Below are 24,082 nucleotides of genomic sequence, written 5' to 3'. Positions count from 1 at the left end.
TTTTAAAATATGTATAAGCTAGCTCAATACATCTTTAAGTGTAGCGTGAGCATAATGATGTTGGCTTTCAGCTAAAAATAGTTCTGCTGTGGCTATGGCATCACTTAGAGCATTGTGTGCTTGATAGTGAGGTAAATGGTAGTGTTTTCGTAGCGCACTTAATCTGAGTTCTGATGGGTCGTATGCTACATCGCGTTTATCTAAGCGCCTTTTGGCTAATAATAATGTATCTATAATTGGCAAAGGAGGAGCCATACCATAAAGCGCCAGGCAGGCTTGTTGTAAAAATTGTTTTTCGATGCGAGCATAGTGTACTAACAGTGGTTTGCCAGCAATGGTACTTAACAGTTGCTCAATGACCTGTGCTAAAGGCTTCCCCTGTTGTTGTTGTTGATCGGTTATTTGATGGATCACTACATTGTCAGCGACTAATTCACGCTGCGTGTTGATAATTTGGTGGTAACTGCTACCGAGCAAAATTTGTTGTTGATTGATTTCTACATGTCCAACACTTAATAGTTTGTCTTTTACTGCATTAAGGCCTGTGGTTTCAAAATCAAGCGCAATTACGTTGAGCGCATTTACAGGTGTATCTAGTGCAGGAAATGGAACTGAAAGGTAGTCTTTTAATGGGCCAGCGGGTGCCGATAAAAAGGCTTTTTTCCGTGCTATCTCTAAACCAAAATACCAATTGAATAAAAACTGATGACGCCACATGAGATTAATAACTCGACTGTCTAGCGTCTTGCAATGTTTTAATCACTTTAAAAGCGTCTTTTAAATGCTCTCGCTCTAATTTTGAGATATCTTTTGGCGCTAAAAAATTGTCAGCTTGACAGTTAGCTGCCAGCTTTTTAGCTTGATGCTCCATTCGTAATAATGACAAAAACTCAAAAGCGTCGATTAAATTCGCTGCAGAAGATTTCGTTAAGGCAGGTGTGCCAGCCGTTTGTTTAAGGCGTTCAATGGTATTGGTTGCCGTAATACCTTGGCTTAATGCGTAAATTCGCGCCAAATCAACAATTGGAGCGATACCATTGTGTTTTAAATCTAGTACGCGTTTGTTTTCTCCGTCTTTTATTAATACAAAGTCCCTAAAAAATCCTAATGGTGGTCTATTTAACAGTGCATTTTTTGATAAATGCGCGAGAAAAAGTGTGCTTTTTTTCGTTTTAGTTAACAGCTGTGTTCTTACCTCGTTTAATAATTCTTCATTGCCGTGAACCGTGGTTAAATCGAAAAAAACACTACTATTTAGTAGCGCTTGAGGGCTAGGAGTATTCACCCAATTATTGAAATATTCATGCCAAACTTTTTGAGTTTGACGCCATTGCTGATTGGTCGCCATAATGTCGCCTGGGCAATAAATAAAGCCACAAGTAGCTAGTCCATCAGAAACAAACGTGGCTAAAGCTAAAAACCACTGGTCGTGTTCTGGTTTCATGTCATTACTGATAATTAATGCATTGTCTTGATCGGAATGGGCAAATTGCTCTTCTCGAGCTTGTGAACCTGCTGCTAACCAAGCAAAGCTGACAGGAGCTTTACCTAGTTGCTGCTCAGCCAGCTCTATTAACCTTATGGTAAAAGCTGATGTGATCGCGCTGATGCTTTTTCCTACATGATCTGCTGTGGTGCCTAGCTTGGCCATTTTAATTTGTAGCTTAGGTAACAATTTACTAATTTGTGTTAATTCTTCTAATGAACTTGCTTTACGAATAAGGTGAGTTAAGTTAACGGCATTTTGACTTTCATGGTTCATTAAGTCTGTAATAGTCACCATGGCTACGAGTTTATGATGTTGTAAAACGGGTAAATGATGAATGCGTTTAGCCGTCATCAACATAAGCGCATCATAAGCGCGACTTCCTTCATTAATCGTCAACATGTTTTTGGTCATTACTTCACTAACAGGCAATGAAAAATTTAACCCTTTAGCAATACATCGTTGTCGTAAATCTTTATCGGTCACTATACCAACTGGCACGCGATCAGTATCGTTGGAAGTAACAACCAAACATGAAAAACCTAACGTAGTCATTTCAATTGCCGCTTGTTGAATTGATGTGTTTTCCGTAATAGTGGCTACCGGGCTGTGGTAAAACTGGCTGATATCAGTGTTCATTAACGATGATGTTAAAATAGCATCCTCATTGAGTTGTGACATCTTACTCTTTAATCTTTGTGCCGAGCTATCTTGAAAAAAATTAATCACCGCAGGGTATTGGCGAATAATTTCTTGCAATGTTTGATATTGAATACAGTACGCAAGCGTATCTTCTTCGGTTTTTACTGTTATGTCTTTGCTATTTTTTGTTTGGCAAAAAGCAGTGCATATATCGCCTTCACAATATTTTCCAGTTAATTCATTATTTTTATCGAAATATGCAAGAGCACCTTTGCGAATAATGAACAGTGAATTTTGCTCACACTGGCTTGGTGGAAGTGTTTGCTTCTGTTTGATGTAACAAATTCGAATAGCGCTTATTAATGATTGAATTTTGTTTAATGGTAGTTGATCAAAAGGAGGAATGGCTTGAATAAAGTCACGAACTTCGGCTATTTCATTATCCATGATTGTTCCCTATATAAAATCATCATGTGAAATCTTAGTCTGTTGTAGTGCATTTTTAGGTGTTTGGTCAACTAAGATCGTCACCCCCTAGACTAAAGTGTAATACCTCGGCAAAAAAAACCTTGTTAGTGTGTATCTTAGTTTAGTTTTATTGTGTCATTTCTATTTATAAAGTAAGAAGCATTATAAAACTAACGATAAAAACAACAGGTATTAAAAGCGCAAAAAAATTAAAAAATGCGCATTAATAATGGGCTCTAAAGCTCAATGCTAGGAGAAAACAATGGAAGACAAAAATTCATATTGGGCAGAAAATCTGCGCCTGATTTTTATCTGTCTTGCTATCTGGTTCGTGGTGTCATTCGGATTCGGCTTAATATTGGTTGAGCCATTGAATACCATTCGTCTAGGTGGTTACAAACTGGGTTTCTGGTTTGCACAACAAGGCTCTATCTATACCTTCGTTGGTCTCATTTTCTGGTACGGTAAGAAAATGAACGACCTTGATAAAAAATATAATGTGGAGGACGCGTAATGGATGAGTTAAAACTCTATACATGGATCGCAGTAGGTGGCACCTTCGGTTTATATTTTTTAATTGCTTGGTGGGCTCGAGCAGGTTCTACGAGTGAATTTTACGCAGCAGGCGGCGGTATTACGCCACTACAAAACGGTATGGCAATTGGTGCTGACTGGATGAGTGCTGCATCGTTCATCTCTATGGCTGGCTTAATTGCCTTTTTAGGTTACGGTGGTTCGGTATTTCTTATGGGCTGGACGGGTGGTTACGTATTACTAGCGCTGTGTTTAGCGCCGTATATGCGTAAACATGGTAAATTTACCGTACCAGAGTTTATTGGTGATAGGTTTTATTCACGTACAGCGCGTATTGTAGCGGTAGTTTGTTTGATCATAGCTTCTTTAACTTACATAATCGGCCAAATGAAAGGTGTTGGTGTAGCGTTCTCTCGCTTTTTAGAAGTAGAATATGACACTGGCCTATACATTGGTATGTTTGTGGTATTTGTTTACACCACTTTAGGTGGTATGAAAGGCATTACTTATACGCAGATCGCCCAATACGTGGTGTTGATCACCGCATATACCATTCCAGCAATCTTCATCTCATTACAATTAACGGGTAATCCAATTCCACAACTCGGCTTAGGCTCAACCTTATCAGATGGCAGTGGCGTTTACTTGCTCGATAAGTTGGATATGGTGGTCACTGACCTAGGATTTAAAGAGTATACAACGGCCAATATGAGCGGTTACACAGAAATGATTGCTTATACCTTGTCGTTAATGATTGGCACGGCAGGCTTACCACACGTAATTATGCGTTTCTTTACGGTACCTTCAGTAAAAGCGGCACGTCAGTCAGCAGGTTATGCACTTGTATTTATCGCGTTACTTTACACAGTTGCGCCGGCAGTTGGCGCAATGGCACGTTTTAACTTAATGAATACTATTGAGCCCGCAGCAGGACAAAATCTTGAATATGCTGAGCGCCCTCAATGGTTTAAAGATTGGGAAAAAACCGGTCTATTGAAGTTTGAAGATAAGAATGGCGACGGTAAAGTGCAATATACGGCAGACAAAACAACCAATGAAATGGTAAAAGTTGACCAAGACATTATGGTTTTGGCTAACCCTGCTATTGCAAACTTACCTAATTGGGTGATTGCACTTGTTGCTGCCGGTGGTTTAGCGGCGGCACTGTCTACCGCCGCTGGTTTGTTATTGGCAATATCGTCGGCGATATCTCATGACTTGATGAAAGGGGTGCTCGTGCCTGACATGTCAGAGAAAAATGAGCTGTTAGCAAGCCGAATAGTGATGACCTTGTCCATAATAGTGGCCGGTTATCTCGGGTTGAATCCACCTGGATTTGCCGCGGGAACGGTGGCGTTAGCCTTTGGTTTGGCGGCATCAAGTATTTTCCCAGCGCTAATGATGGGTATTTTCTCTAAGAAAATGAACAGTAAAGCAGCGATAGCTGGCATGTGTGCGGGTATCGGTGTCACTATGCTTTATGTATTCCAGCACAAAGGTATTATGTTTTATGCTCCAAGTGCTTTCTTAGGAGACATGGAACCAAACTGGTTCTTCGGTATTTCACCTAATGCTTTTGGTTCTGTAGGTGCATTAGTTAACTTTACCGTGGCGTTTATCGTGCTTAAAGCGACAGGTCCAGCACCACAAGAAATTCAAGACTTGGTTACCAACTTCCGTACGCCGCATGGTGGTATTTCGGCAGCTCATGACCATTAATTAAATGCTCGCGCATTAATCAAAAGCTTCTACTTGTATGGGTAGAAGCTTTTCTATTTCGTTAAATTGTTAGAATATTTGTGCTAATACTAGGGACATTATTAGGTTGTATTAACACAAATTTTATATATAAAAATAGGATGAATGGATGAACCGTCACACCAAACTTGCCATTTTACTGGCTCCCTTTCTTATATTAGGTGGTTATGTGTTATCAGATTTGTATTTAGAAGATCAAGCGAGTGATCTACGCTTGTACCAAATGCAGCCTTTTGGCCATTGTGATGTGATAAATCAAAAGTGTGTGTTGCAATCAGGCGAGTTTGAAATCAACGTTATGCATGATAACGGTACTACCACGGTAAATTCTACGTTTCCACTTGATACCGCAACACTCTTTACGGTGGATAAAGCGAATAACCCCACAGGCTACCAATTAGGCATGAAAGAAACGCCTTATTATTGGAAACGCGAAACGGATATAGGTGCGTTGATACCTAACAAAGGTGACAAACTAAAATTACGGTTTATTGGCGAAATAAAAGGCGGTAAATACATCGCTGAATTTTATACACAAACGGCCAAATAAAATGCCCAACAGGTTGTTGAGCATTTTTTAAACGAGAATATAAAGGGATATTAAGCGATATTAGAATTATTTTCGCTGTCTTCGAGCAAAAAATAACCCTGTAATTCCTAAACTAAATATTAGCAGTATACCGGGCTCTGAAACTTGTACTACCACAGGTACCGTGGAAGTGTTTCCAAAGAAAGTGAGGTGTGATAACCCTTTTTCACTTGGCGTTAAATAAACACCTTCGTTAACAGCTACAGCAGCACTCATACAATCTAAATTGAGATTTGTTGAAAATACCGAAGCATTTGTGCCATTAAAAGGGGTACATATTCCAGAATTAATAGTGCTGTCGTCAACAGTCCAAAAAAGGTTAAAACCTGTACCTGCTTTTGCTAGCCAATAAAATATATCGACTTTATCGTTATCAAAATTCCAAGTACCGCTTGAGCCATTTCCAGGTTTACGTTTGCGAGGCCTGTTTTGGAAGTTCCAGTTCGCTCTTCGAGTATCAGATTTAAATTTATTTCCTTCCTCAAAATCTCGACTTTCACCATCGAATTTGGCTAAAACCCAAGCCATGTTGTGCTTTACACCATTTTCGTCTTGCGAATAAATTTGGCAATTACCAAAGCCATTGCCGCTTGTATTACTAATGCCAATACTTGAAGTGTTATCAAAAAAACCTTTACAGTCATTTTTTGCATCAATAAAGGTGGCAACCGTGGTTAATCCTGCTACTGCACTAGAAGAAGAGAATAATGCGATCAATAAGGAGGCGCCGACAATTTTTAAAACATTCATAATTAGTTCCAAATATAGGTATGACAACAACGTCATCATTATATTGTACATAAATGCAAGAAAAGTGCCTTGTTATTTTTTGTTAACAAAAACAGTCCCTTGGTGAGTTCGTTGAAAATGAACAGTATAAAAACGTAAAAAATGCTGACAATCGATAGCTAAATTAATATATGCTAAATAGTAAGTTTAATCCTATACAACAAGGATGATATGCGCTCTCCTTATATTCTTTTGTCAGCTTTATTTTTGTGGCTTTTTTTGGGTACAGATAAAGCTCAAGGTTCTGACTCAAACTATGAAGCGGCTGAAAAGTCTTATCAAACACATCAATACAACAATGCTGAAATTTACCTTAAAAACTTGCTGCTCGAAAACAAAGAACATATGGCGGCTAAGCTTTTATTGATAAAAGTGTATTTAGCGCAAGGTAAAGGTCATTTAGCCGAGACTGAATTAAAAGATGCTCAACGTATGGGTCTAAATAACGCTGAACTAACATTGATGTATGCCAAGGCATATACTCTTCAAGGCCAATATAATAAGAGCTTACAAGTGTTGGAAACTCTTGAAAATAGTGTTGATGTTTCTGAGAAATTTTATGTTGAGCAAGGTCTCGCTCAAATTGGCTTAGGACATCATAAAATCGCTAGAAAAACCTTCAAACAAGCACTTTCTAAAAACCCAGGTAATTTGTACGCTAAGCTTGGTTTAGCGCAGGTCAACTTGATTGAGCATAATGCTGCTAGAGCGGTTAGCTTGCTTGACGATGTGTTATCAAGTTATTTTCCGCCGTTAAAGGCTTATGTAATGAAGGCGAATATACTTTATCAACAAGGTAAATTGGATCAGGCATTGTCGTTTGTTAATAAAGCATTAGCTGAATATTCTCAGGATTTGTCTAGTTTATTTTTGCGTGCAAGTATTTTTGTAGAACTGCACAATTTTGTGGCTGCTGATGAAGATTTAGAACAGATCCTTAATCAAGTTGCTAATGAACCTAGAGCATTATTTCTAAAGGCGATTGTTGTTGCTCAGCAGCAGAAGACCAGTACTGCTAATAATGTTTTAAATAATATTTCACAAATTCTGGAGAATTTAGACGATAAAGCCTTAGAACAGTTTCCTAGTTACTATTATTTAGCGGGTTATACAGCATTTTTACAAGGCAATTTAGCGGTAGCTAAAGGTTATCTACAACAGTTTTTGATGGTGGATGAAATGAGTTACCGTGCTTTAAGGCTAAGTGCTTCGATAGATTTTGGTCTTGGTAATTACATGACAGCGCTTAGTACACTAAAAAAAGCAAATCTTGAATACCCTGAAGACGCCGCTATTCATTCTTTATTAGGTACAACATACCTTATTTTAGAAAACAAAGAAAAAGCACTTTTTTATTTTAAGCAAGCAAAATCATTAGCCAGCAATACCCCGCTTTTTGATGTGCAAATCGCAAAGGCTTTAATTGTAAATGAGCAACCTCAACAAGCTGAAGAATTACTTAATATTGCGATAAATGAACAATATAAAGATGCGGAAAGTATCGCGATTCTTGAACCTGTTTTGTTTGAATCGTTAGTAGCTCAACATAAGTTTGAACAAGCATTAATTATTTCCAATAAAATAGTGGAGAAAAAACCTACAGCAGAAGCTTTATATCAACACGGGTTAATTCATCTTGCATTAAATCATAGAGATGAAGCGTTAAGATTTGTTGAACAGTCGCTTGCTAAAGAACCAACGCTCATTCCTGCTATAACCACTAAAGCTGAAATCTTATTTCATAGTGGTGCGACTGATAAAGCAATTAGCTTTACAACGCAGCAATTACAAAAAAATACGAATGCAGAACTCGCTTTTGTACTTGCTAAGTTCTACCGACAACTTAATGACTTGCAACAAAGCAGAGAGAAACTACTACAGGCGTACCAACTAGCACCAGAGAACTATCAGATCACAAAACATTATATTTCTCTTTTAGTTGAACAAAAACAACTTGATAAAGCAGTAGATGTGGCAAAAGCGTTTTTGAAAGTTCAGCAAAAAGAAATAGCAATGTATTTATTATTGGCTGATCTTTACTTAGGGTTAGAGCAAAAAGTAGAGGCATTACAGGTAATAAAGACTGGTATAAGACTACCGATAAGCTCTGCTGATAAAGCAACACTACATCTTAAAATTGCGACAATTTACGCGTTATCTTTTAATGTGAAAGACGCCATTAATGAATATCAAAAAGCAATAGCATGGCATTCTGATAAGTCAACGGTGCTAGCGTTAGCACGATATTTTCGCACACTGGGTAGGATTGATGATTCAATTAAGGTGATCAAAAGGTACCAAGAAACAATTGAACATAACGAAATTACGTTGCTTTATGGTCAAAACTTATTAAGTCAACAAAAGTTATCTTTAGCAATGGCGCAATTTAACCAAGTTGAAGCGCTATACCCAGAAGCTCAAGTAGGCAAAATACATGTATTGCTGGCTCAAGGAAAAAAGGAGCAAGCACAAACCTATTTAAAGAGTCGTTTAGCGCTGCATTCTGAACATCCATTATTAATGATGACCCAAGCAGAGCTATTTATTAAAGAGCTTAATTGGACGCAAGCTTTAATAACATACGAAACGATTATGCCAAATTATCCTGACCATACGGTTTATAATAATGCGGCATATTCAGCATACCAACTTGGTGATTACGTAAAAGCGAAACGGTATGCTGAGCAATCTTTAGCGTTAAATCCAAAGCAAACAGACACATTAGATACCTTAGGACTTGTTCTGCATGCTATGTCTGAATATCAAGCAGCGCTCCCGTATTATCGAAAAGCGTTAGTGATCGATAAAAACAGGCCAGATATTAAATTTCATTTAGCGCAAGCCTTAGTTTCATTAGAGAGGAATAGAGAAGCTATGAACATATTAGCTGAAGTGGTGAATGGCCAACAAACCTTTTTGCAAAAACCTGAAGCCAAAACACTGTTAGAAGCGTTGATTAAAAATAATCGTTAATAGTGCTATATGCACAAAGTAAAGTAGCATTTCGTGCTATGCGGTAAGTATGATTGTGCTGCTTTTTGGCTCTATTTTTGTTATTTTTTATCTAAAATAACCGGGCCAGAGCCTGCGTCGCCTAAGGTGTCTTCGGGGTTATAAAGCGGGCAGCTGTTCATTGATAAACACCCACAACCAATACAGCCGCTCAAATAATCTCGCAACCTTTCCATGTAAGTAATTCTCTCATTTAAGGTTTGCTGCCATTGGCTAGCTAATTGTTGCCAATCTTGAGTGTTAGGCGTACGGTTTTTTGGCAACGCAGCAAAGGCTTGCTTTATTTCCTCTAAACTAATTCCCATTTTTTGTGCCGCTTTGATCACTGAAATTCGTCTTAATACGTCAGGTTTATAACGTCGTTGGTTACCATTGTTTCGCCAACTTTTTATCAACCCTTTAGCTTCGTAAAAATGTAAGGTGGATACCTTAACACCCGCTCGTTTGGCTACACGCCCTACCGATAAATTTGCTTCTTGCATTAATAGCTCCTTCTTTTATTTCACTATAAGCAAAAAAACACTTTACCTCAATGTAACTTGAGGTTTTAAGCTTGCGTTGTTATTCACAAGAACAGGAGTAAGCATAATGTCTATGCCAAATCAACTATTTACAGATCACAATGACACTAAGCCCTTGTCGGCCTTTTTGACATACTATTTAGCTTTGATTAATAACACGATGGCGATCAAATAAACCAATAAGGAGGCGTAATGCTACATTTAGAACATATTAATTTAGTAGTAAAAAGTATTCCTGAAACGCTGAAATTTTACCAAGCTGCGTTTCCACACTGGCGCATACGTGGGCGTGATACGCAAATTTGGTATGGCAACGCGAGGCAATGGTTGCATTTTGGCGATGACTACCAATATTTAACGTTTAATGACGGCGGTACAGGGGCCAATCGGGATTTACAGGGGAATAGCGTGGGTTTAGCTCATTTTGCTTTTGTTACTCAAAACCTGGAAGCATTAATTGATCGTCTTAAAGCCGCTGGGTTTGAACGAACAAAAAGTGGTGAAGTATTACCGCAGCGAAAAAATACGTATTTTGTTGATCCTAATGGTTTTGAAGTTGAATTTGTTGAATACCTGAGCGATATTCCTCAAGAAAGAAATACATACCAAGAATCAACGCATTGCAGTCAGGGGGTTACAATATGAAAGCGGTTATTATTGTGGCAACGTCGCGAGATAATGGCAATACCGTTAAGTGTGCTAATGCGTTAGCATTATCATTCCCTGCTGATATTATTAATTTGTCTCACTATCAATTTTCGTATTATGACTATCAAAACAAAAATAAAGATGATGACTTTCTCAAATTAGCTGAACAAATATGTCAGTATGATCTCATTATTTATGCGAGTCCTATCTACTGGTATGCGATGTCAGCGCAAATGAAAGTATTTTTTGATCGATTAACTGACTTGGTCACCATTGAAAAACTGCTGGGTAGAGCGTTAAAAAATAAACGAAACGCCCTCATTTCAACAGGGGCGGAAAAAGTAGCACCATCTTGCTTTGTGGAACCATTTGCACTAACAGCAGATTACTTTGACATGAGATTTATCGGGAATTATTACTTACCTGTAATACAGCAAGAGATATCAGAGCAGCATTTCGAACAATATATTGTCGAAACAACGCAGGCGTTAAAACAGTATTAAGCGTTAAATTATATAACTAGGGCCTGTTGATCTTTCGCGTTTATTCTTGCGCAAAAGGCCAAAACCGAACAGCAATTAGACCAAAATCTAATTGCTTTTATCATCTAATATTTAGACACTTAGCTTATTCATAGTTTTTTTGAGTGATGTTATGTTTCCTAATTGGCAGTTAACCCTGATCAGCATTAGTTATATTGGGTTGTTGTTTATTATTGCCTATTTGGGTGATAAGTATCGCCATCGATTAGCCAAGCAGGCACAAAAATATATTTATGCGCTTTCACTTGGTGTTTACTGCACATCGTGGAGTTTTTTAGGCACGACCGGCCAAGCATCAAGTAATTTTTTATCGCATATTCCTATTTATTTAGGGCCTATCATTATTTTTTTATTTTTCTGGCCTTTTATTCAGCGCATTATTCGTATCAGTTTAAAACTAAACTTAACCTCAATCGCTGATTTACTCGCCTCTCGGTTTGGTAAATCACATAATCTAGCCATAATTGTTACGTTGGTCGCACTCATTGGCACAATGCCCTATATCGCACTTCAGTTAAAAGCCATCGTATACTCTTTCCAACAACTGCAAGCCACTAACGTAGTGAGTACATGGGGCTTTGGCTTGATTGTTAGCTTAGTACTGGCAGGTTTTACTGTAATGTTCGGTATTAGAAATATAGACGTGACTGAGCGCCATCCAGGTGTGATGCTTGCCATTGCGTTTGAGAGTTTAGTCAAACTTATTGCTTTCTTAGCCGTTGGCTTATTTGTCAGTTTTGTTCTTTTTGATTCGCCGAGTGAAATTTGGCACCAATCTGGGGCTAATATTCAGTTATATCAAAACTTCAATACGCCTAACCTATTATCTATGTCAGCAATGTTAATTATTGTTATGGCAGCTTTTTTATCATTACCACGCCAATTTCAGGTGATGGTCGTTGAACTTAAAGATGAAAAAGATACGTGGCTGAGTCGACGTGTGTTTCCGCTGTATTTATTAGTCTTTGCATTATTTGCGGCACCCCTTGGTTTAGCGGGTGATTTATTGTTAGGAGATTCAGTTCCTGCCGATACTTACGTGCTTTTCTTACCTTGGACACAAGAACAAACTTGGTTAACGCTAGTGGCTTTTTTGGGCGCAATATCTGCCGCTAGTTCTATGGTCATCATTTCTTCAATTGCATTAAGTACCATGTTAAGCAATGAAATTGTCTTTCCCATGATATTCCGCTCTAGTAATACGCGTCACACAGATTACGATAATTTTAGGTCTCGATTACTAAAAATTCGTAAGTTATTAGTGTTAAAGGTGATATTACTTGGCTACGGTGTTTTCTTGCTTGCTTCGCCTGATACGTTAAGTTCTTTAGGTGAAATTGCCTTTGGTGCTTTTGCACAATTAACCCCTGCCCTTGTTGCTGCTTTTTATTGGCGAAGAGCTAGTTTAACAGGTGTGTATGGCGGTATATTAGTGGGTTTTACTTTATGGCTTTTACTAAACTTTTTACCTCAATTTGGCTTTTACCAATCCCCAATTACTGATGGTATTTTACCGGCTAAAAGTAGCGCGAATTTATTGAGCTTGGGCATTAATGTACTGGTGATGTGGGCGTTATCTATTATGAGCCGACAAAGTGTTCAAGAACGGGTTCAAGCCTCTGTATTTCTTGAATGGCAATTACCTGATATGCAAGCAACTTCACGTAAAAGTCGTAAAATTAATAGCCATGAACTTGAATTACTTGTTTCCCGTTTTGTGGGGATTAAAAAAGCTGCGGATAGCTTTGCGCAATTTAACCAACAACACAACAAAAGAGCATTAGGTTTGGCTGTGTATAATCAGCGCTTATTGCAATATACCGAAAATACCTTGGCAAGTGTTATGGGATCTTCGTCTGCACAGTTGGTTATTTCGTCAGCGCTGGATGGAAGAGATATTGCGCTAGATGAACTAGCAGTATTGGTTGAGGATGCATCAAATCAAAAACAACAGCAGATACAGCATTTATTACAAAGTGCGATTGAGAATGCTAGTGAAGGGATTTCTATTGTTGATCGAGACTTAAAATTGGTCGCGTGGAATAAAAAATACCTCGATATTTTTAAATACCCGAAAGAACTGATTTATGCAGGGGTTAAAATCGAAAAATTGATCCGCTATAACATTTCACGAGGCTTAGTAGGAGAAGGTAATATTGAACAACAGGTAAATAAACGTATTGCTTATTTACGATCTGGGAGTTCACATAGTTCAGAGCGAGAGCATGATAATGGGCAAGTGATTCGTATTGAAGGTAATCCATTACCTGATGGCGGCTTTGTCATGATGTTTTCTGATATTACTGCTTATCGACATGCAGAACAAATGCTTAAAGCTGAAAACTTCGATTTAGAAACTGTTGTGCAAGAACGAACACAAAAGTTAGAGCAAGCCAATGAAGCGTTAGAATTTGCACGCGAAAAAGCAGAACAAGCGCATATTAAAAAAAGCTTATATTTAAAGGCTTGTAGCCATGATTTAATGCAACCTCTAGAAGCTGCTAGACTTTTTACCTCGGCACTTGCTAGCCAAGATAACTTAAATGAAGTTCAGCAGCGACAAGTGAAAAATATTGATCATTCATTGAAAGTGGCGAATGATCTTTTAGCGGATTTAAGCGAAATTGCCCGTATTGAAAGTGGCAACATTAAAGCACACTTTGAAGCCTTCCCCTTGCAACCGTTATTTAACGATTTAAGCCAAGAGTTTTCTGCATCAGCACAAGAGTTATCGGTAGATTTTCGTGTTGCGGCAACCTCGTTATGGGTGCTTTCAGACAAACATATGCTGCGCCGAATTTTACAAAACTTAATCGGTAATGCGTTTCGCTATGCAAGTCCTGGAAAAGTGTTGTTAGGGGCAAGGTGTCATGACGAAAAAGTGACCATTCAAGTGGCTGATAATGGCCCCGGCATTCCAGAAGACAAACAAAATATAGTGTTTGAACAGTTTACCCAATTGAACACGCCACAAACATCTGGTAGCAGTAGAGGGTTAGGTTTGGGGTTAAATATTACTCAAAGCTTGGCAAATATTTTAGGACATCAGCTCGGATTAACCTCTAAACTTTCACAGGGCTGTAGTTTCACTGTTGGGCTAAACAAGGCCGCAATAAATGTTCAGCCAGTCATAGAAAAACCACAAATTAATGTAGGTTTTAGTGATATTACCGTGATGTGTATTGATAATGATCATGATGTGCTAAGTGGCATGGTTGAGCTATTAAATGCGTGGCAATGTAATGTATTGGCGGCGGCATCCTATCAAGAAGCAAAAGCACTATTTGCAGAGCACTATAATGATACTGAAATATTATTGGTAGATTATCAGCTCGATGATGATCATAACGGCCTTGACTTGATACAAGCGTTAAGAGAACAATCGAATCAATATTTGCCAGCGATATTGATCACTGCTACTACAGATGAAGACATTGAAGAAAAAACCAAGGCGGCAGATGTTGGCTTTATGCGAAAGCTCGTTAAACCTGCAGCGCTAAGAGCAATGATGAGCGCCATGTTAGCGAAGAAATTACAAGATAAATACTTAACGTAAAAGTTACTTTATCGCTACGCTTAGCCAATTTTTTAATCGCTGAGTGTTATTCTTCAGCAAATTGTTGTTCTGATAAGTCTAATTGACTAATCGCGATAACGGCTTGTGTTCGGTTTCTAACATTAAGCTTACGAAAAATCGCAGTTGCATGCGCTTTAATCGTTGCTTCTGATACGTTCAGATCATAAGCAATTTGTTTGTTTAACATGCCTTGGGCAAACATCATTAAAATTCGATATTGCTGCTGAGTCAAGCTCGCAACACTTTCAGCAATATCAATATGTTGTGTTTTACTACTCGGCGTAAAGGTAGGTGGTAGCCAAATGTCGCCCATGAAAACCTTCTGAATAGCAACAAAAATTGTATCAACAGGTGTTGATTTAGGCACAAAGCCTGCAGCGCCATATTCCATGGCTTTACTGATGGTGTCTTGATCTTCGTGTGCAGAGACAACAACGACAGGAATTTGTGGAAAATGGTTTCTGACATGGATCAACGTATTAAAGCCGTGAGCGCCTGGAATATTGAGATCAAGTAACAACATATCTGCTGCTTGATTTGCTTGTAGTTGTTGTTCAAGCTCTTCAATGGTTTGTGCTTCTACCCACTGTGTTTTTGTCAATTGTACTTTTAGTGTGTCTAATAAAGCTTGTCTGAACAATGGGTGATCATCAGCTATTATTATTTGTTCTGGCTGGATCATAATTCGTGTTCCATAGTTTTCCCTAAACTGAGTATATAGCGATAATATAAAAAAGCGTATTAGACTTGAGTCTAATACGCTTGTACGGTTAAAGATCAGCTTTTTTCAGGTATTTGTTTTAATACTTCAACTAATAATTGCCAGTATTTATTCACAGATGCAATATGTACTTTTTCATCAGGGGAGTGCGGAAATTTGATCGTTGGTCCAATAGAAACCATATCCCATTGCGGATAGGCCGATTTAAATAAGCCACATTCTAACCCCGCATGAATTACCATAATTTCAGGTAATGTATTAAATAATGACTGATACGCGTCGCGAACTGTAGCCATAATGGGTGAAGTGGTATCTGGTTTCCAGCCTGGGTAGGCACCATCAAAGATAATGTTTGCCCCTGCAAGGCTGAACACAGAACGAACCATCGATTCAACCTCCGAGCGGCCGTCATCATGTAAGCTACGGATCAATGTCATACATTCAAAGCGAGTTCCTTTAGTACGCATAACGCCTAAGTTTAGTGAAGACTCTACAATGCCTTCAATATCATCACTCATACGTATAACACCATTCGGGCAGGCGTTTATTGCGTTTAAAATTTGAGCTTGGCAAGCTGGTGTCCAACACTGTTCGAATTCTTCTGGAGAAATAAGCAACATGTCTATGTTGGGTTCAGCGGCTTTTAAATTAAAACGTATTGTGGCTAAATAATCAGCGAGACATTGTTTTAATGCTTCGATATGCTTCGTTTCAATAACAAAGCTTGTTTCAGCTTCACGAGGAATTGCATTTCGCAGACTGCCGCCATTAAGCTCTGTTAGTTGTATATTAAAACGCTCTGTGGCAATCAATAAGAAACGCACTAACAGTTTACAGGCATTAGCACGACCCGTGTGAATATCAACGCCAGAATGGCCGCCTTTTAGCCCAGATATTGAGAGGTTAAATGCTGTAGTATTTTTCTTAACAGGTTGAAAGTCGAGGTCAAATCTAGCATTGCCGTCAATACCACCGGCGCAACCCATGTACACTTCACCTTCTTGTTCGGAGTCAGTATTAATTAAAATGTCGCCTTCTAGCCAATCAGACTGTAAGCCAAAAGCGCCAGTCATGCCTGCTTCTTCATCAATTGTGATTAATACTTCTAATGGACCGTGCGCAATATCTGAACTGGCTAGTACCGCAAGTGCTGATACAAGCCCGATACCATTGTCAGCACCTAGTGTGGTGCCATTGGCTGTGACCCACTCGCCATCAATGTAGGCCTCAATTGGGTCATTGAGAAAGTCGTGTTCTTTGTCATTATTTTTTTGAGGCACCATGTCCATATGGGCTTGTAAAATAACCCCTTTTTTGTTTTCCATTCCCGTTGCCGCAGGTTTACGAATAAGTAAATTTCCGACGCTGTCTTCGCTAACCTCTAAGTTTAGCGAGGTAGCCCATTGTTGTATCCATGTTGAAACGCGTTGTTCATGTTTCGAGGGGCGAGGAATTTGGCAGAGTTGCTCGAATAATTGCCATAAGATTGAAGGAGAAAGTTCAGCTAGTTGACTCACGACGGAGGTTCCTTTTTATTGTGCGTTAAAAAGTACAGTTATGTTTTTCTTATGATTTGAATAAAAAAGCACTGATACCTCAGTGCTTATGTTTGTAAACTTTGAGGATTAAGCTTTATTTACTCGCCATTAAAAATAACCATTGGTCGTTAAAGCTCTCACTGGGTTTCTTTTCAAAACCAGTTCGTACGTATTGACAAATTTTTCCTTCAGCAAATGAAACTAAGATATTGGCTAACGCTAACTCTGGAATGTCAAAGCCCTTACCTTCGCGTAACTTACGCTCACGTAACACTTGTTTAAATTGTGACTCAAGTTTTTCAAAAAATTGATTGACCCGTGTGCGCAAACGTTCATTTTCGCCCATTAATGCATCACCAGATAAAATACGACACATACCAGGGTTGCGTTCAGCAAAAATCAACAAGACATGTAATATGTGATGGCATCTAACAAGGGCTTCTTTGTGATCGGTTAAAATTAAATTGACACGTGAGAAAATAGACTCTTCAATAAACTCTATCAAGCCTTCAAACATTCTTGCTTTTGATGGAAAGTGTCGGTAAAGCGCGGCTTCAGATACCCCTACTTGTTCTGCAAGTTTGGCGGTAGTGATGCGTTGCCCAGGACTAGTTTGCAACATTAATGCTAAACATTCTAAGATTTGTTGTTTACGATTAGGCTTTGCGGAACCCGACATATTATTATTCTCTAATGATTAAGGTTAATTCGTTTGTTTATTGCAAGATTGTAGCGATAAACTCAAAGTATTTCATCTAGTTGACGTTTAATAATAGCGACTAATTGATCAGCAACATGTTGTTTGCTTGCCAGTGGTATCTCAACACTTTTATCACGACTAAATATTTTAAGCGCATTGTTTTCACTGTTGAAACCGTGCCCTGCTTTGCTGACATCGTTTGCAGCGATCATGTTTAAATTCTTACGTATCAATTTATCTTTGGCGTATTGTTCGACCTGTTGCGTTTCTGCGGCAAAGCCTACAACGAAAGGTTTAGCCGTTAATTGAGCAACACTAGCAACAATATCTGGATTTTTTTCAAGGGTGAGTGTGAGCTGATCAGTCTCTGCTGTTTTCTTTATTTTGTGTTCAGCCACTTCTGCCATGCGATAATCAGAAACGGCGGCGCAGGCGACAAAAACAGTCGCCTTACTACAATGATTAAGGGCTTGTTGTAACATTTGTTGTGCGCTATCGACATATACCATGTTACAGCCTTGAATAGGTGCCAAGCTTACAGGGCCTGAAATAACGGTAACATTCGCACCTGCTTGCAATGCAGATTTAGCGATGGCATAACCCATTTTTCCTGAGCTGTGATTGGAAATATAGCGAACAGGATCAATAGCTTCTCGCGTTGGACCTGCTGTGATCACCCAGTGTTGATCAGCTAAATCGTTAGAGGCAAAGAGGTTGCATACATGCGTTACAATGTCACTGACTTCGATCATGCGTCCCAAGCCAATATCACCACAAGCTTGTTCGCCACTTCCTGGTCCCCAGATAAGTATATCTCGCTGTATAAGTGTGTGAATATTTTCTTGTGTTGCTTGTGCATGCCACATTTGTTGGTTCATCGCTGGGCTAATGGCGATAGGAGCATCTGTTGCTAACACTATCGTAGAAAGTAAGTCGTCAGCAAACCCATGTGCCATACGCGCTATGGTGTTTGCACTTGCCGGTGCAATAAGCATTAAATCAGCCCACTTTGCCAATTCGATATGCCCCATAGCGAGTTCGGCTTCAGTATCTAATAAACTGTCTGATACCGCCAAACCGGAAACGGCCTGTAGTGTTAGTGGTGTAATGAATGCTTTAGCGCTGTCTGTCATTACAACGCGTACATTTGCACCTTGCTCTTTTAATCGCCTTACTAGTTCAGGCGTTTTATAAGCTGCGATGCCACCAGTGATGCCTAAGACAATGTTTTTATCTGCGAGTTGTTGCATATCTACTAAGTCAGACTATTTTTATCGGTAGCGTATAAGAATATCACTATTCATCACTATTGAAAATTGCTAAGCAAAGGAACTGCTATGTTAAAAGATTGGCCAATCATGGAAAAGCCAAGAGAAAAATTATTATCACTTGGTGCGCAATCATTATCTGATGCGGAACTACTGGCTATTTTTATCCGCACAGGTGTGAAAGGAAATAACGTTGTGGAGTTGTCTCGGCAGTTGTTATTAACGTTTGGTAGTTTATCCGCTGTGTTTCAGGCAAGTCAGCATGAATTTTGTCAAATAAATGGTTTAGGAAGCGCTAAGTATGTACAGCTGCAAGCATGTCTTGAAATGGTTAAAAGGTGCCTTGGCGAAGAGTTAATTAAAGGTGACGCACTGACAAGCTCTCAAGCAAGTAAAGCATTTCTTATTGGACAGTTAAGGCATGAACATCGGGAAGTGTTTGCTGTTTTATTATTAGATACTCAACATCAGGTTATTGCCTTTGAGAAACTTTTTTATGGCACGCTCAATGCTGCAGCCGTATATCCTCGCGTGGTTGTTGAAACGGCTATACGCCAACACGCAAACGCGGTCATTCTTGCACATAACCATCCTTCTGGTATTGCGGAAGCAAGCATAGCAGATAAGCAAATCACGAATCGTTTAACTCAAGCGCTTGCGCTGGTTGATATCAAGGTACTTGATCATATGATTGTTGCTGGGCATCAATGTTATTCATTCGCAGAACACGGACTGTTGTAATTAACGAATTGGTTAAAAAATGTTTGATTTTCTTGCATAGCTAGGCAATGAACGGTAATTTTAAATTATCGATGTGGGATGTTGAGATCAAATAATGACAGAACAAAGTGATACGCCAATTGAGCGAAGACAGTCTTTTCGACTGGATATGGAAAAGGAATTAGTCAATATTCAATGGCGAGATGCTTCAGGTACAGAATTTAATAAAACGATTGCCTGTTTAGATTTTTCCAGAGGCGGCTTAAAACTGGATTGTGATCAGGAAATTCCAGTTAATGTGCAAGCGACGGTCATTTTTAAAGCGGCGGCGCCACAAAGTCAAAAACTTACTGGGCAAGTTGTTAGGTGTTTAAAGCAAGATAGTGGTTGGTATGAAATTGCATTGCGTCTTGATGATTAGCTGAACGATTTATTTATTTCAAATAAATAAGTACTGCAAAGATTATCACCTCCTAGGTTTGAGCAAAAGTTAACCTCTAATAATAACAGATCCTAGATATGGTCTATACTTATTAGTCTTCGTATAAGTATGTTGTAATTAAGGAAATCAACAAGATGATGATTTTAGTTGGTGGCGAAAAAGGCGGTAGCGGTAAAAGCTGCTTAGCTCAGAACTTAGCTGTATATTTTGCCAAGATTAAAAAGGGTATCGTGTTAATGGTTGATTGTGACCCACAACGCACAACATCGGATTGGATTCAGGCACGAAATACAGATCCTTCATTACCTGCGATTAATTGTATTCAGCTTTATGGTAAAATTCGCAATGACTTACTGAGCCTTAATCAACACTATGATTATGTGATTGTTGATTGTGGCGGCCAAGATAATCTTGCGCTGCGTGCTGCTATGTCGGTTGCTGATCATGTTATTATTCCACTAAGACCAAAGCGCAGAGATTTGAAAACTGTACCGCATATGGAAGATATGCTTAGTACTTGTAAAATGGTTAATCCAAAAATGCTTGCCTCGTTTGTGATCACACAATGCCCAGCATTACCGACCCAAGCCAATCGCATTATTGAAGCTAAAGATGTGTGTAAGTCATATGGTATCAATGTATTGAATGCTGTGACTTATAGCAGGAACATTTATGATGATAGCGAAGAAAGTGGCTCTTCGGTGTTAGAAATAGACAGTGAAAGTAAAGCCGCAATTGAGATCATATCGATTGCTGAAGAACTGATTGCCATGAAACCGGATAACTCGCATGAGTTTAACTGATTTAAAAAAAACCAAGGACGGTAATCAAAGTAAAAAAAAGAAAGATTTCACGGTTGATGACTTTATTGCGGATGCTGAAAATTATGCTAAAGGGCGCCCTACCTTAGTAAGTGAGGGCATTAATCGACCTGCTAAATTAGAAGAAGCTTTAGCGGCTGCTGCTCAATTAGAAAACGCCGAGAAAAAAAGTAAAAAACCGTTTAGACACGCTACATTTACCTTGAGTGAAGATGCCATTGAACAACTGCATACTCTGTCAAAAGATACCAATCTTGCGAAATCACATATTATCCGTATTTTAATAAATGAATTATGTAATGAAGAGCAACAAAAAATGCTCAGTAAACTATTAGCCTCTAATGTAGACTAAATTCGTTTGTTTGATCGCCATAAAGTTCAGAATTTATGCGTAAATTGCGAGTGAAACATTGCATAAATGGCCGTTGATACCTTACTAATGTTTTGAAAAATAACAATAAAATTATATTTATCTTTATTAAGTAGATAAAAGCTAGATTTAAGTAATCAGTTTCACTATAATATGCCACCTTTTTCAGGATCCCAAGGCGACGGCCATGGGAAATTGTAGCTCGAGCTGAAATTAATTTTTGGAGTGACTCACATGTCTAGAGTTTGCCAAGTAACCGGCAAGAAACCAGTTGTAGGGAACAATCGTTCTCACGCAAGAAACGCCACTCGTCGTCGTTTCTTACCTAACCTTCAAGCCCATCGTTTTTGGGTTGAAAGTGAAAACCGTTTCGTTAAATTACGTTTAACTCCGAAAGGAATGCGTATTATCGATAAAAAAGGCATTGATGCAGTATTAGCTGATATTCGTGCCCGTGGCGAAAAAGTCTAAGGAATAAATCATGCGTGATAAAATTCGTTTAGTTTCTAGTGCTGGCACAGGTCATTTTTATACTACTGATAAGAATAAAAAGACTATGCCTGAGAAGATGGAAATCAAAAAGTTTGATCCAAAAGCTCGTAAGCATGTTATGTACAAAGAAGCTAAAATTAAGTAATTTTGGTTATCTAATTTAAAAGCCCGGTTTATCCGGGTTTTTTATTGCCTGATGGTTGTGAAAATATTTCAATGCCAAGGCATATGAAAATCAATATTGGTACGTAATTGCTGCGCATCAATGGGCTTTGTCATATATGCACTCGCGCCAACATTCAACGCTCGGCGCATGTCTTTTTCATCATTAGAGCCTGAAATAATCAACACGGGAATATCTCTGCGACTTTTTGATTGTTTGATACGTTTACAGCATTCGAAGCCGTCCATGTTAGGCATACTGATGTCCATTAAGATCATGGTGGGCTTAATTTCTGTCAATAATTTAAGTGCTTGAACGCCGTCTTTAGCAATATGAATTTTATGGCCTAATTCTTTAATTTGATTGCAAATAACACGGATATTGGTAGAGCTATCATCGACAATTAGTATGCTTGATGTTAATTGGTCATCCATAACGCAGTTACTCAATAATTCACTTTGTATTATTAAGCGTAGAACAACATAGCATAACTAATCAACTAAAGTTTAACATCATGAGAATACAATGATGATGTTAACTCAATGTAATTGTGTCAGTTATTTTTACAGCAAAATATTTTGTTTTTTTTAACTCTTTGATATTTTTTGTTAATTTCTGTTGGCGCTATTTTTGCATCACAGACTTTGTAATTATAATGTTAATAATAATAGCTAGAAAGAGAACAAATATGTCCAATATTAAAACGAAGACGCGCAAACTGATTAGTGCTATGTCACTTGCTTCAATGGCAGTGATGGGCCAAGCAAACGCAGACCTTCTAAGCCTTGATATCGATAACTCAAATGCACAAGCGTATATCGCTTCAGGTAATGGTGATAATTCAGTTACTCGCGGTGATAATTTAGCCAGTATTACTGATCCTAATACAGCTAATTCACCGTTTAGTGGTGTGGTCAGTATTCAGATTCAAATGAATAATTCTTTTTTTATCTGTACTGGCGCTGCATTAAACAGTCGACATATATTGAGTGCGGCTCATTGTGTTGATGAAAACGACCAAGGTACAACGATTAATCTAGCTGATCCAAATAACGATGTTGTGGTTGTTTTTAATAGCGATGGTACATTTAACGATTTAATTCCTGCACAAAAAGTAGATATTCACCCAGATTATGACGGTTTTAATGTCTGTTCAGATGGTTCAATTGGCTGTTTAAATGATGATGTTGCCATCATTGAACTAGAGCGTGATATTCCAGCAGGCACAAAAACCTATGATTTGTTTTCAGGGCAAGTATACGATACGTTAAACTTATCTAGTCAAGGTGGCGGTGACGGTTCATTATTCACTATGGTCGGCTATGGTACTCGCGGCGATGGTCACTCTGGTTACTACACCAATGACGGTGATCCAGCAGGTTCTCCTGACTATTTCTCAAAGCTTATGGGCATGAACATTGTTGATGCGATTAGTTTTGACGATGATGGTTCAGGTGAAGCTGAAGTATGGCATGCAGACTTTGATGGCACATACACCGATAATGATGATTTATTTGGTGGTGGTGCTGGCGAAGAGTACGATTTTGACTTTTTCTGTGATGTGTATGGTATTTGTAGTTCTTGGTTACCAGAAGGCATAGAAGCAAACATTGGTGGTGGTGACTCAGGTGGTCCGTCATTTGTTTATAATAGCTTAACTGATACATACGAAATTGCGGGTATTAATACCTTTGGTGCGCGTACATCTCCAGTAGCACCAGGTGCTTATGGCGATCGTTTTGGCGGCATTTTGATGAATCCATACGCAAATTGGATTGCAGCACAGGTATCGCAAATTCCTACTCCTGGTTCAATTATGCTATTTGGTTTAGCATTAGCAGGTTTAGCAACGGCGCGTCGTAAAGCGTAAGTACGTGCTTGTTGTGTTATTATAAGGGTTAGCTGAGGCTAGCCCTTTTTTGTTTGGAGTGTAAACATGTTTAGAGGTGTGTTGTTTATATTGGTTTGCTTAATGAGTGTATCTCATGCACAGGAACAACCAGAGGTAAAACTATCAAAACATCCTGAAACGTTTGGCAAGGTATCAAATAGCGTTATTTTTCTTGATGTACTTGTTAATGAACATGGTAAGGTCGAAGAGGTAAAATTATCGAATGCTGAACAATATAATTCTTTTAACCAATTTGCACTGCTTCGTACGAAAAAGACGAGTTTTCCTGTTAAGTACGAACAGGGTGTACCAGTTAAGTATTGGATCAAAAAACATAAAGTTCAATACCAAGTTAAGCCAATGAAAACAAAGTAACTTACTCAATAAAAA

The 24,082-nt window shown here is 38.6% G+C and carries 24 protein-coding genes; 15 read left to right on the top strand and 9 right to left on the bottom strand.

Features of this window, described 5'->3' with window-relative positions:
- Window positions 1-18: 18 nt before the first annotated feature.
- Window positions 19-717, bottom strand: a complete 699-nt coding sequence (locus QUE72_RS18230) for an exonuclease domain-containing protein (RefSeq protein ID WP_074499569.1) — start codon at window positions 715-717, stop codon at window positions 19-21.
- A 4-nt stretch (window positions 718-721) separates the two neighbouring features.
- A complete protein-coding gene (locus QUE72_RS18225) occupies window positions 722-2,575 on the bottom strand; it encodes a putative nucleotidyltransferase substrate binding domain-containing protein (protein ID WP_286270584.1) in 1,854 nt (617 codons plus the stop codon).
- 283 nt (window positions 2,576-2,858) lie between these two features.
- Between QUE72_RS18225 and QUE72_RS18220 the strand changes: the two genes are divergently transcribed.
- The 3 genes from QUE72_RS18220 to QUE72_RS18210 all read left to right on the top strand — a co-directional run bounded on the left by QUE72_RS18220 (window position 2,859) and on the right by QUE72_RS18210 (window position 5,438).
- Window positions 2,859-3,110 carry a DUF4212 domain-containing protein gene (locus tag QUE72_RS18220; RefSeq protein ID WP_074499571.1) on the top strand — a complete coding sequence of 84 codons (252 nt, stop codon included), beginning with the start codon at window positions 2,859-2,861 and terminating at the stop codon, window positions 3,108-3,110.
- Window positions 3,110-4,849: a sodium:solute symporter family protein gene (locus QUE72_RS18215; protein ID WP_286270583.1), complete on the top strand. Its 1,740-nt coding sequence runs from the start codon at window positions 3,110-3,112 to the stop codon at window positions 4,847-4,849. Before QUE72_RS18220 ends, QUE72_RS18215 begins: the two co-directional genes overlap by 1 nt.
- A gap of 148 nt (window positions 4,850-4,997) precedes the next feature.
- A complete protein-coding gene (locus QUE72_RS18210) occupies window positions 4,998-5,438 on the top strand; it encodes a hypothetical protein (RefSeq protein ID WP_286270581.1) in 441 nt (146 codons plus the stop codon).
- Window positions 5,439-5,504: 66 nt separating this feature from the next.
- On the opposite strand, the gene QUE72_RS18205 is transcribed toward QUE72_RS18210, so the two are convergent.
- On the bottom strand, window positions 5,505-6,227 hold the full coding sequence (locus tag QUE72_RS18205) for a PEP-CTERM sorting domain-containing protein (RefSeq protein ID WP_286270580.1): 723 nt from the start codon (window positions 6,225-6,227) through the stop codon (window positions 5,505-5,507).
- A 210-nt stretch (window positions 6,228-6,437) separates the two neighbouring features.
- On the opposite strand from QUE72_RS18205, the gene prsT reads away from it, so the two are divergent.
- Window positions 6,438-9,239 (top strand): XrtA/PEP-CTERM system TPR-repeat protein PrsT, encoded by a 2,802-nt coding sequence (prsT, locus tag QUE72_RS18200; RefSeq protein ID WP_286270579.1) that lies wholly within the window; start codon window positions 6,438-6,440, stop codon window positions 9,237-9,239.
- A gap of 80 nt (window positions 9,240-9,319) precedes the next feature.
- Here the strand turns inward: prsT and soxR are convergent, their stop codons facing one another.
- Window positions 9,320-9,760, bottom strand: a complete 441-nt coding sequence (gene soxR, locus QUE72_RS18195; RefSeq protein ID WP_286270578.1) for a redox-sensitive transcriptional activator SoxR — start codon at window positions 9,758-9,760, stop codon at window positions 9,320-9,322.
- A 231-nt stretch (window positions 9,761-9,991) separates the two neighbouring features.
- Here soxR and QUE72_RS18190 point away from each other — a divergent pair, with 231 nt between their 5' ends.
- The 3 genes from QUE72_RS18190 (at window position 9,992) to QUE72_RS18180 (ending at window position 14,545) form a co-directional block, all read left to right on the top strand.
- Complete coding sequence (locus QUE72_RS18190) at window positions 9,992-10,444, top strand: VOC family protein (protein WP_286270576.1); 453 nt, start codon at window positions 9,992-9,994, stop codon at window positions 10,442-10,444.
- Complete coding sequence (locus QUE72_RS18185; protein ID WP_074499576.1) at window positions 10,441-10,950, top strand: flavodoxin family protein; 510 nt, start codon at window positions 10,441-10,443, stop codon at window positions 10,948-10,950. Before QUE72_RS18190 ends, QUE72_RS18185 begins: the two co-directional genes overlap by 4 nt.
- A gap of 151 nt (window positions 10,951-11,101) precedes the next feature.
- Window positions 11,102-14,545, top strand: a complete 3,444-nt coding sequence (locus QUE72_RS18180; RefSeq protein WP_286270574.1) for a hybrid sensor histidine kinase/response regulator — start codon at window positions 11,102-11,104, stop codon at window positions 14,543-14,545.
- A 46-nt stretch (window positions 14,546-14,591) separates the two neighbouring features.
- On the opposite strand, the gene QUE72_RS18175 is transcribed toward QUE72_RS18180, so the two are convergent.
- From QUE72_RS18175 to coaBC, 4 genes are all read right to left on the bottom strand, one after another.
- Complete coding sequence (locus tag QUE72_RS18175; protein ID WP_286270572.1) at window positions 14,592-15,248, bottom strand: response regulator; 657 nt, start codon at window positions 15,246-15,248, stop codon at window positions 14,592-14,594.
- Window positions 15,249-15,343: 95 nt separating this feature from the next.
- Window positions 15,344-16,804: an aminoacyl-histidine dipeptidase gene (locus QUE72_RS18170; RefSeq protein ID WP_286270570.1), complete on the bottom strand. Its 1,461-nt coding sequence runs from the start codon at window positions 16,802-16,804 to the stop codon at window positions 15,344-15,346.
- Window positions 16,805-16,919: 115 nt separating this feature from the next.
- Entirely contained in the window at window positions 16,920-17,504 is a 585-nt protein-coding gene (gene slmA, locus QUE72_RS18165) for a nucleoid occlusion factor SlmA (protein ID WP_286270569.1), read from the bottom strand.
- 62 nt (window positions 17,505-17,566) lie between these two features.
- On the bottom strand, window positions 17,567-18,775 hold the full coding sequence (coaBC, locus tag QUE72_RS18160; protein ID WP_286270567.1) for a bifunctional phosphopantothenoylcysteine decarboxylase/phosphopantothenate--cysteine ligase CoaBC: 1,209 nt from the start codon (window positions 18,773-18,775) through the stop codon (window positions 17,567-17,569).
- An 87-nt stretch (window positions 18,776-18,862) separates the two neighbouring features.
- Here coaBC and radC point away from each other — a divergent pair, with 87 nt between their 5' ends.
- From radC to rpmG, 6 genes are all read left to right on the top strand, one after another.
- Entirely contained in the window at window positions 18,863-19,534 is a 672-nt protein-coding gene (radC, locus tag QUE72_RS18155) for a RadC family protein (protein ID WP_074499582.1), read from the top strand.
- Between the two features lie 94 nt (window positions 19,535-19,628).
- Window positions 19,629-19,934: a PilZ domain-containing protein gene (locus tag QUE72_RS18150; RefSeq protein WP_074499583.1), complete on the top strand. Its 306-nt coding sequence runs from the start codon at window positions 19,629-19,631 to the stop codon at window positions 19,932-19,934.
- A gap of 155 nt (window positions 19,935-20,089) precedes the next feature.
- Entirely contained in the window at window positions 20,090-20,758 is a 669-nt protein-coding gene (locus tag QUE72_RS18145) for an AAA family ATPase (protein ID WP_074499584.1), read from the top strand.
- Window positions 20,745-21,128 (top strand): hypothetical protein, encoded by a 384-nt coding sequence (locus QUE72_RS18140; protein ID WP_074499585.1) that lies wholly within the window; start codon window positions 20,745-20,747, stop codon window positions 21,126-21,128. Before QUE72_RS18145 ends, QUE72_RS18140 begins: the two co-directional genes overlap by 14 nt.
- A gap of 252 nt (window positions 21,129-21,380) precedes the next feature.
- A complete protein-coding gene (gene rpmB / locus QUE72_RS18135; protein ID WP_074499586.1) occupies window positions 21,381-21,617 on the top strand; it encodes a 50S ribosomal protein L28 in 237 nt (78 codons plus the stop codon).
- Between the two features lie 10 nt (window positions 21,618-21,627).
- Complete coding sequence (gene rpmG, locus QUE72_RS18130; protein WP_044834320.1) at window positions 21,628-21,783, top strand: 50S ribosomal protein L33; 156 nt, start codon at window positions 21,628-21,630, stop codon at window positions 21,781-21,783.
- Window positions 21,784-21,851: 68 nt separating this feature from the next.
- Here the strand turns inward: rpmG and QUE72_RS18125 are convergent, their stop codons facing one another.
- A complete protein-coding gene (locus QUE72_RS18125; RefSeq protein WP_074499587.1) occupies window positions 21,852-22,235 on the bottom strand; it encodes a response regulator in 384 nt (127 codons plus the stop codon).
- Between the two features lie 254 nt (window positions 22,236-22,489).
- Here QUE72_RS18125 and QUE72_RS18120 point away from each other — a divergent pair, with 254 nt between their 5' ends.
- Both QUE72_RS18120 and QUE72_RS18115 read left to right on the top strand, forming a co-directional pair.
- Window positions 22,490-23,671, top strand: coding sequence for a trypsin-like serine protease (locus QUE72_RS18120; protein ID WP_286270562.1), 1,182 nt, complete (start codon window positions 22,490-22,492; stop codon window positions 23,669-23,671).
- A gap of 102 nt (window positions 23,672-23,773) precedes the next feature.
- Complete coding sequence (locus QUE72_RS18115) at window positions 23,774-24,067, top strand: energy transducer TonB (protein WP_286270560.1); 294 nt, start codon at window positions 23,774-23,776, stop codon at window positions 24,065-24,067.
- Window positions 24,068-24,082: the final 15 nt, after the last annotated feature.

Source organism: Thalassotalea hakodatensis, assembly GCF_030295995.1.
GTDB lineage: Bacteria > Pseudomonadota > Gammaproteobacteria > Enterobacterales > Alteromonadaceae > Thalassotalea_C > Thalassotalea_C hakodatensis.
Note: the sequence above shows the minus strand (reverse complement) of the source record. Positions and strands in the feature narration are given on the sequence as shown.

Bases quoted from the DNA above. Each gene is read 5' to 3' on its own strand.
- QUE72_RS18220 (WP_074499571.1), top strand. From the start codon at position 2,859: ATGGAAGACAAAAATTCATATTGGGCAGAAAATCTGCGCCTGATTTTT.
- rpmG (WP_044834320.1), top strand. From the start codon at position 21,628: ATGCGTGATAAAATTCGTTTAGTTTCTAGTGCTGGCACAGGTCATTTT.
- QUE72_RS18215 (WP_286270583.1), top strand. From the start codon at position 3,110: ATGGATGAGTTAAAACTCTATACATGGATCGCAGTAGGTGGCACCTTC.
- soxR (WP_286270578.1), bottom strand. From the start codon at position 9,760: ATGCAAGAAGCAAATTTATCGGTAGGGCGTGTAGCCAAACGAGCGGGT.
- QUE72_RS18145 (WP_074499584.1), top strand. From the start codon at position 20,090: ATGATGATTTTAGTTGGTGGCGAAAAAGGCGGTAGCGGTAAAAGCTGC.
- slmA (WP_286270569.1), bottom strand. From the start codon at position 17,504: ATGTCGGGTTCCGCAAAGCCTAATCGTAAACAACAAATCTTAGAATGT.
- rpmB (WP_074499586.1), top strand. From the start codon at position 21,381: ATGTCTAGAGTTTGCCAAGTAACCGGCAAGAAACCAGTTGTAGGGAAC.
- prsT (WP_286270579.1), top strand. From the start codon at position 6,438: ATGCGCTCTCCTTATATTCTTTTGTCAGCTTTATTTTTGTGGCTTTTT.
- QUE72_RS18115 (WP_286270560.1), top strand. From the start codon at position 23,774: ATGAGTGTATCTCATGCACAGGAACAACCAGAGGTAAAACTATCAAAA.
- QUE72_RS18125 (WP_074499587.1), bottom strand. From the start codon at position 22,235: ATGGATGACCAATTAACATCAAGCATACTAATTGTCGATGATAGCTCT.
- QUE72_RS18230 (WP_074499569.1), bottom strand. From the start codon at position 717: ATGTGGCGTCATCAGTTTTTATTCAATTGGTATTTTGGTTTAGAGATA.
- QUE72_RS18205 (WP_286270580.1), bottom strand. From the start codon at position 6,227: ATGAATGTTTTAAAAATTGTCGGCGCCTCCTTATTGATCGCATTATTC.
- QUE72_RS18210 (WP_286270581.1), top strand. From the start codon at position 4,998: ATGAACCGTCACACCAAACTTGCCATTTTACTGGCTCCCTTTCTTATA.
- QUE72_RS18185 (WP_074499576.1), top strand. From the start codon at position 10,441: ATGAAAGCGGTTATTATTGTGGCAACGTCGCGAGATAATGGCAATACC.
- QUE72_RS18225 (WP_286270584.1), bottom strand. From the start codon at position 2,575: ATGGATAATGAAATAGCCGAAGTTCGTGACTTTATTCAAGCCATTCCT.
- coaBC (WP_286270567.1), bottom strand. From the start codon at position 18,775: ATGCAACAACTCGCAGATAAAAACATTGTCTTAGGCATCACTGGTGGC.
- radC (WP_074499582.1), top strand. From the start codon at position 18,863: ATGTTAAAAGATTGGCCAATCATGGAAAAGCCAAGAGAAAAATTATTA.
- QUE72_RS18175 (WP_286270572.1), bottom strand. From the start codon at position 15,248: ATGATCCAGCCAGAACAAATAATAATAGCTGATGATCACCCATTGTTC.
- QUE72_RS18120 (WP_286270562.1), top strand. From the start codon at position 22,490: ATGTCCAATATTAAAACGAAGACGCGCAAACTGATTAGTGCTATGTCA.
- QUE72_RS18150 (WP_074499583.1), top strand. From the start codon at position 19,629: ATGACAGAACAAAGTGATACGCCAATTGAGCGAAGACAGTCTTTTCGA.
- QUE72_RS18180 (WP_286270574.1), top strand. From the start codon at position 11,102: ATGTTTCCTAATTGGCAGTTAACCCTGATCAGCATTAGTTATATTGGG.
- QUE72_RS18140 (WP_074499585.1), top strand. From the start codon at position 20,745: ATGAGTTTAACTGATTTAAAAAAAACCAAGGACGGTAATCAAAGTAAA.
- QUE72_RS18190 (WP_286270576.1), top strand. From the start codon at position 9,992: ATGCTACATTTAGAACATATTAATTTAGTAGTAAAAAGTATTCCTGAA.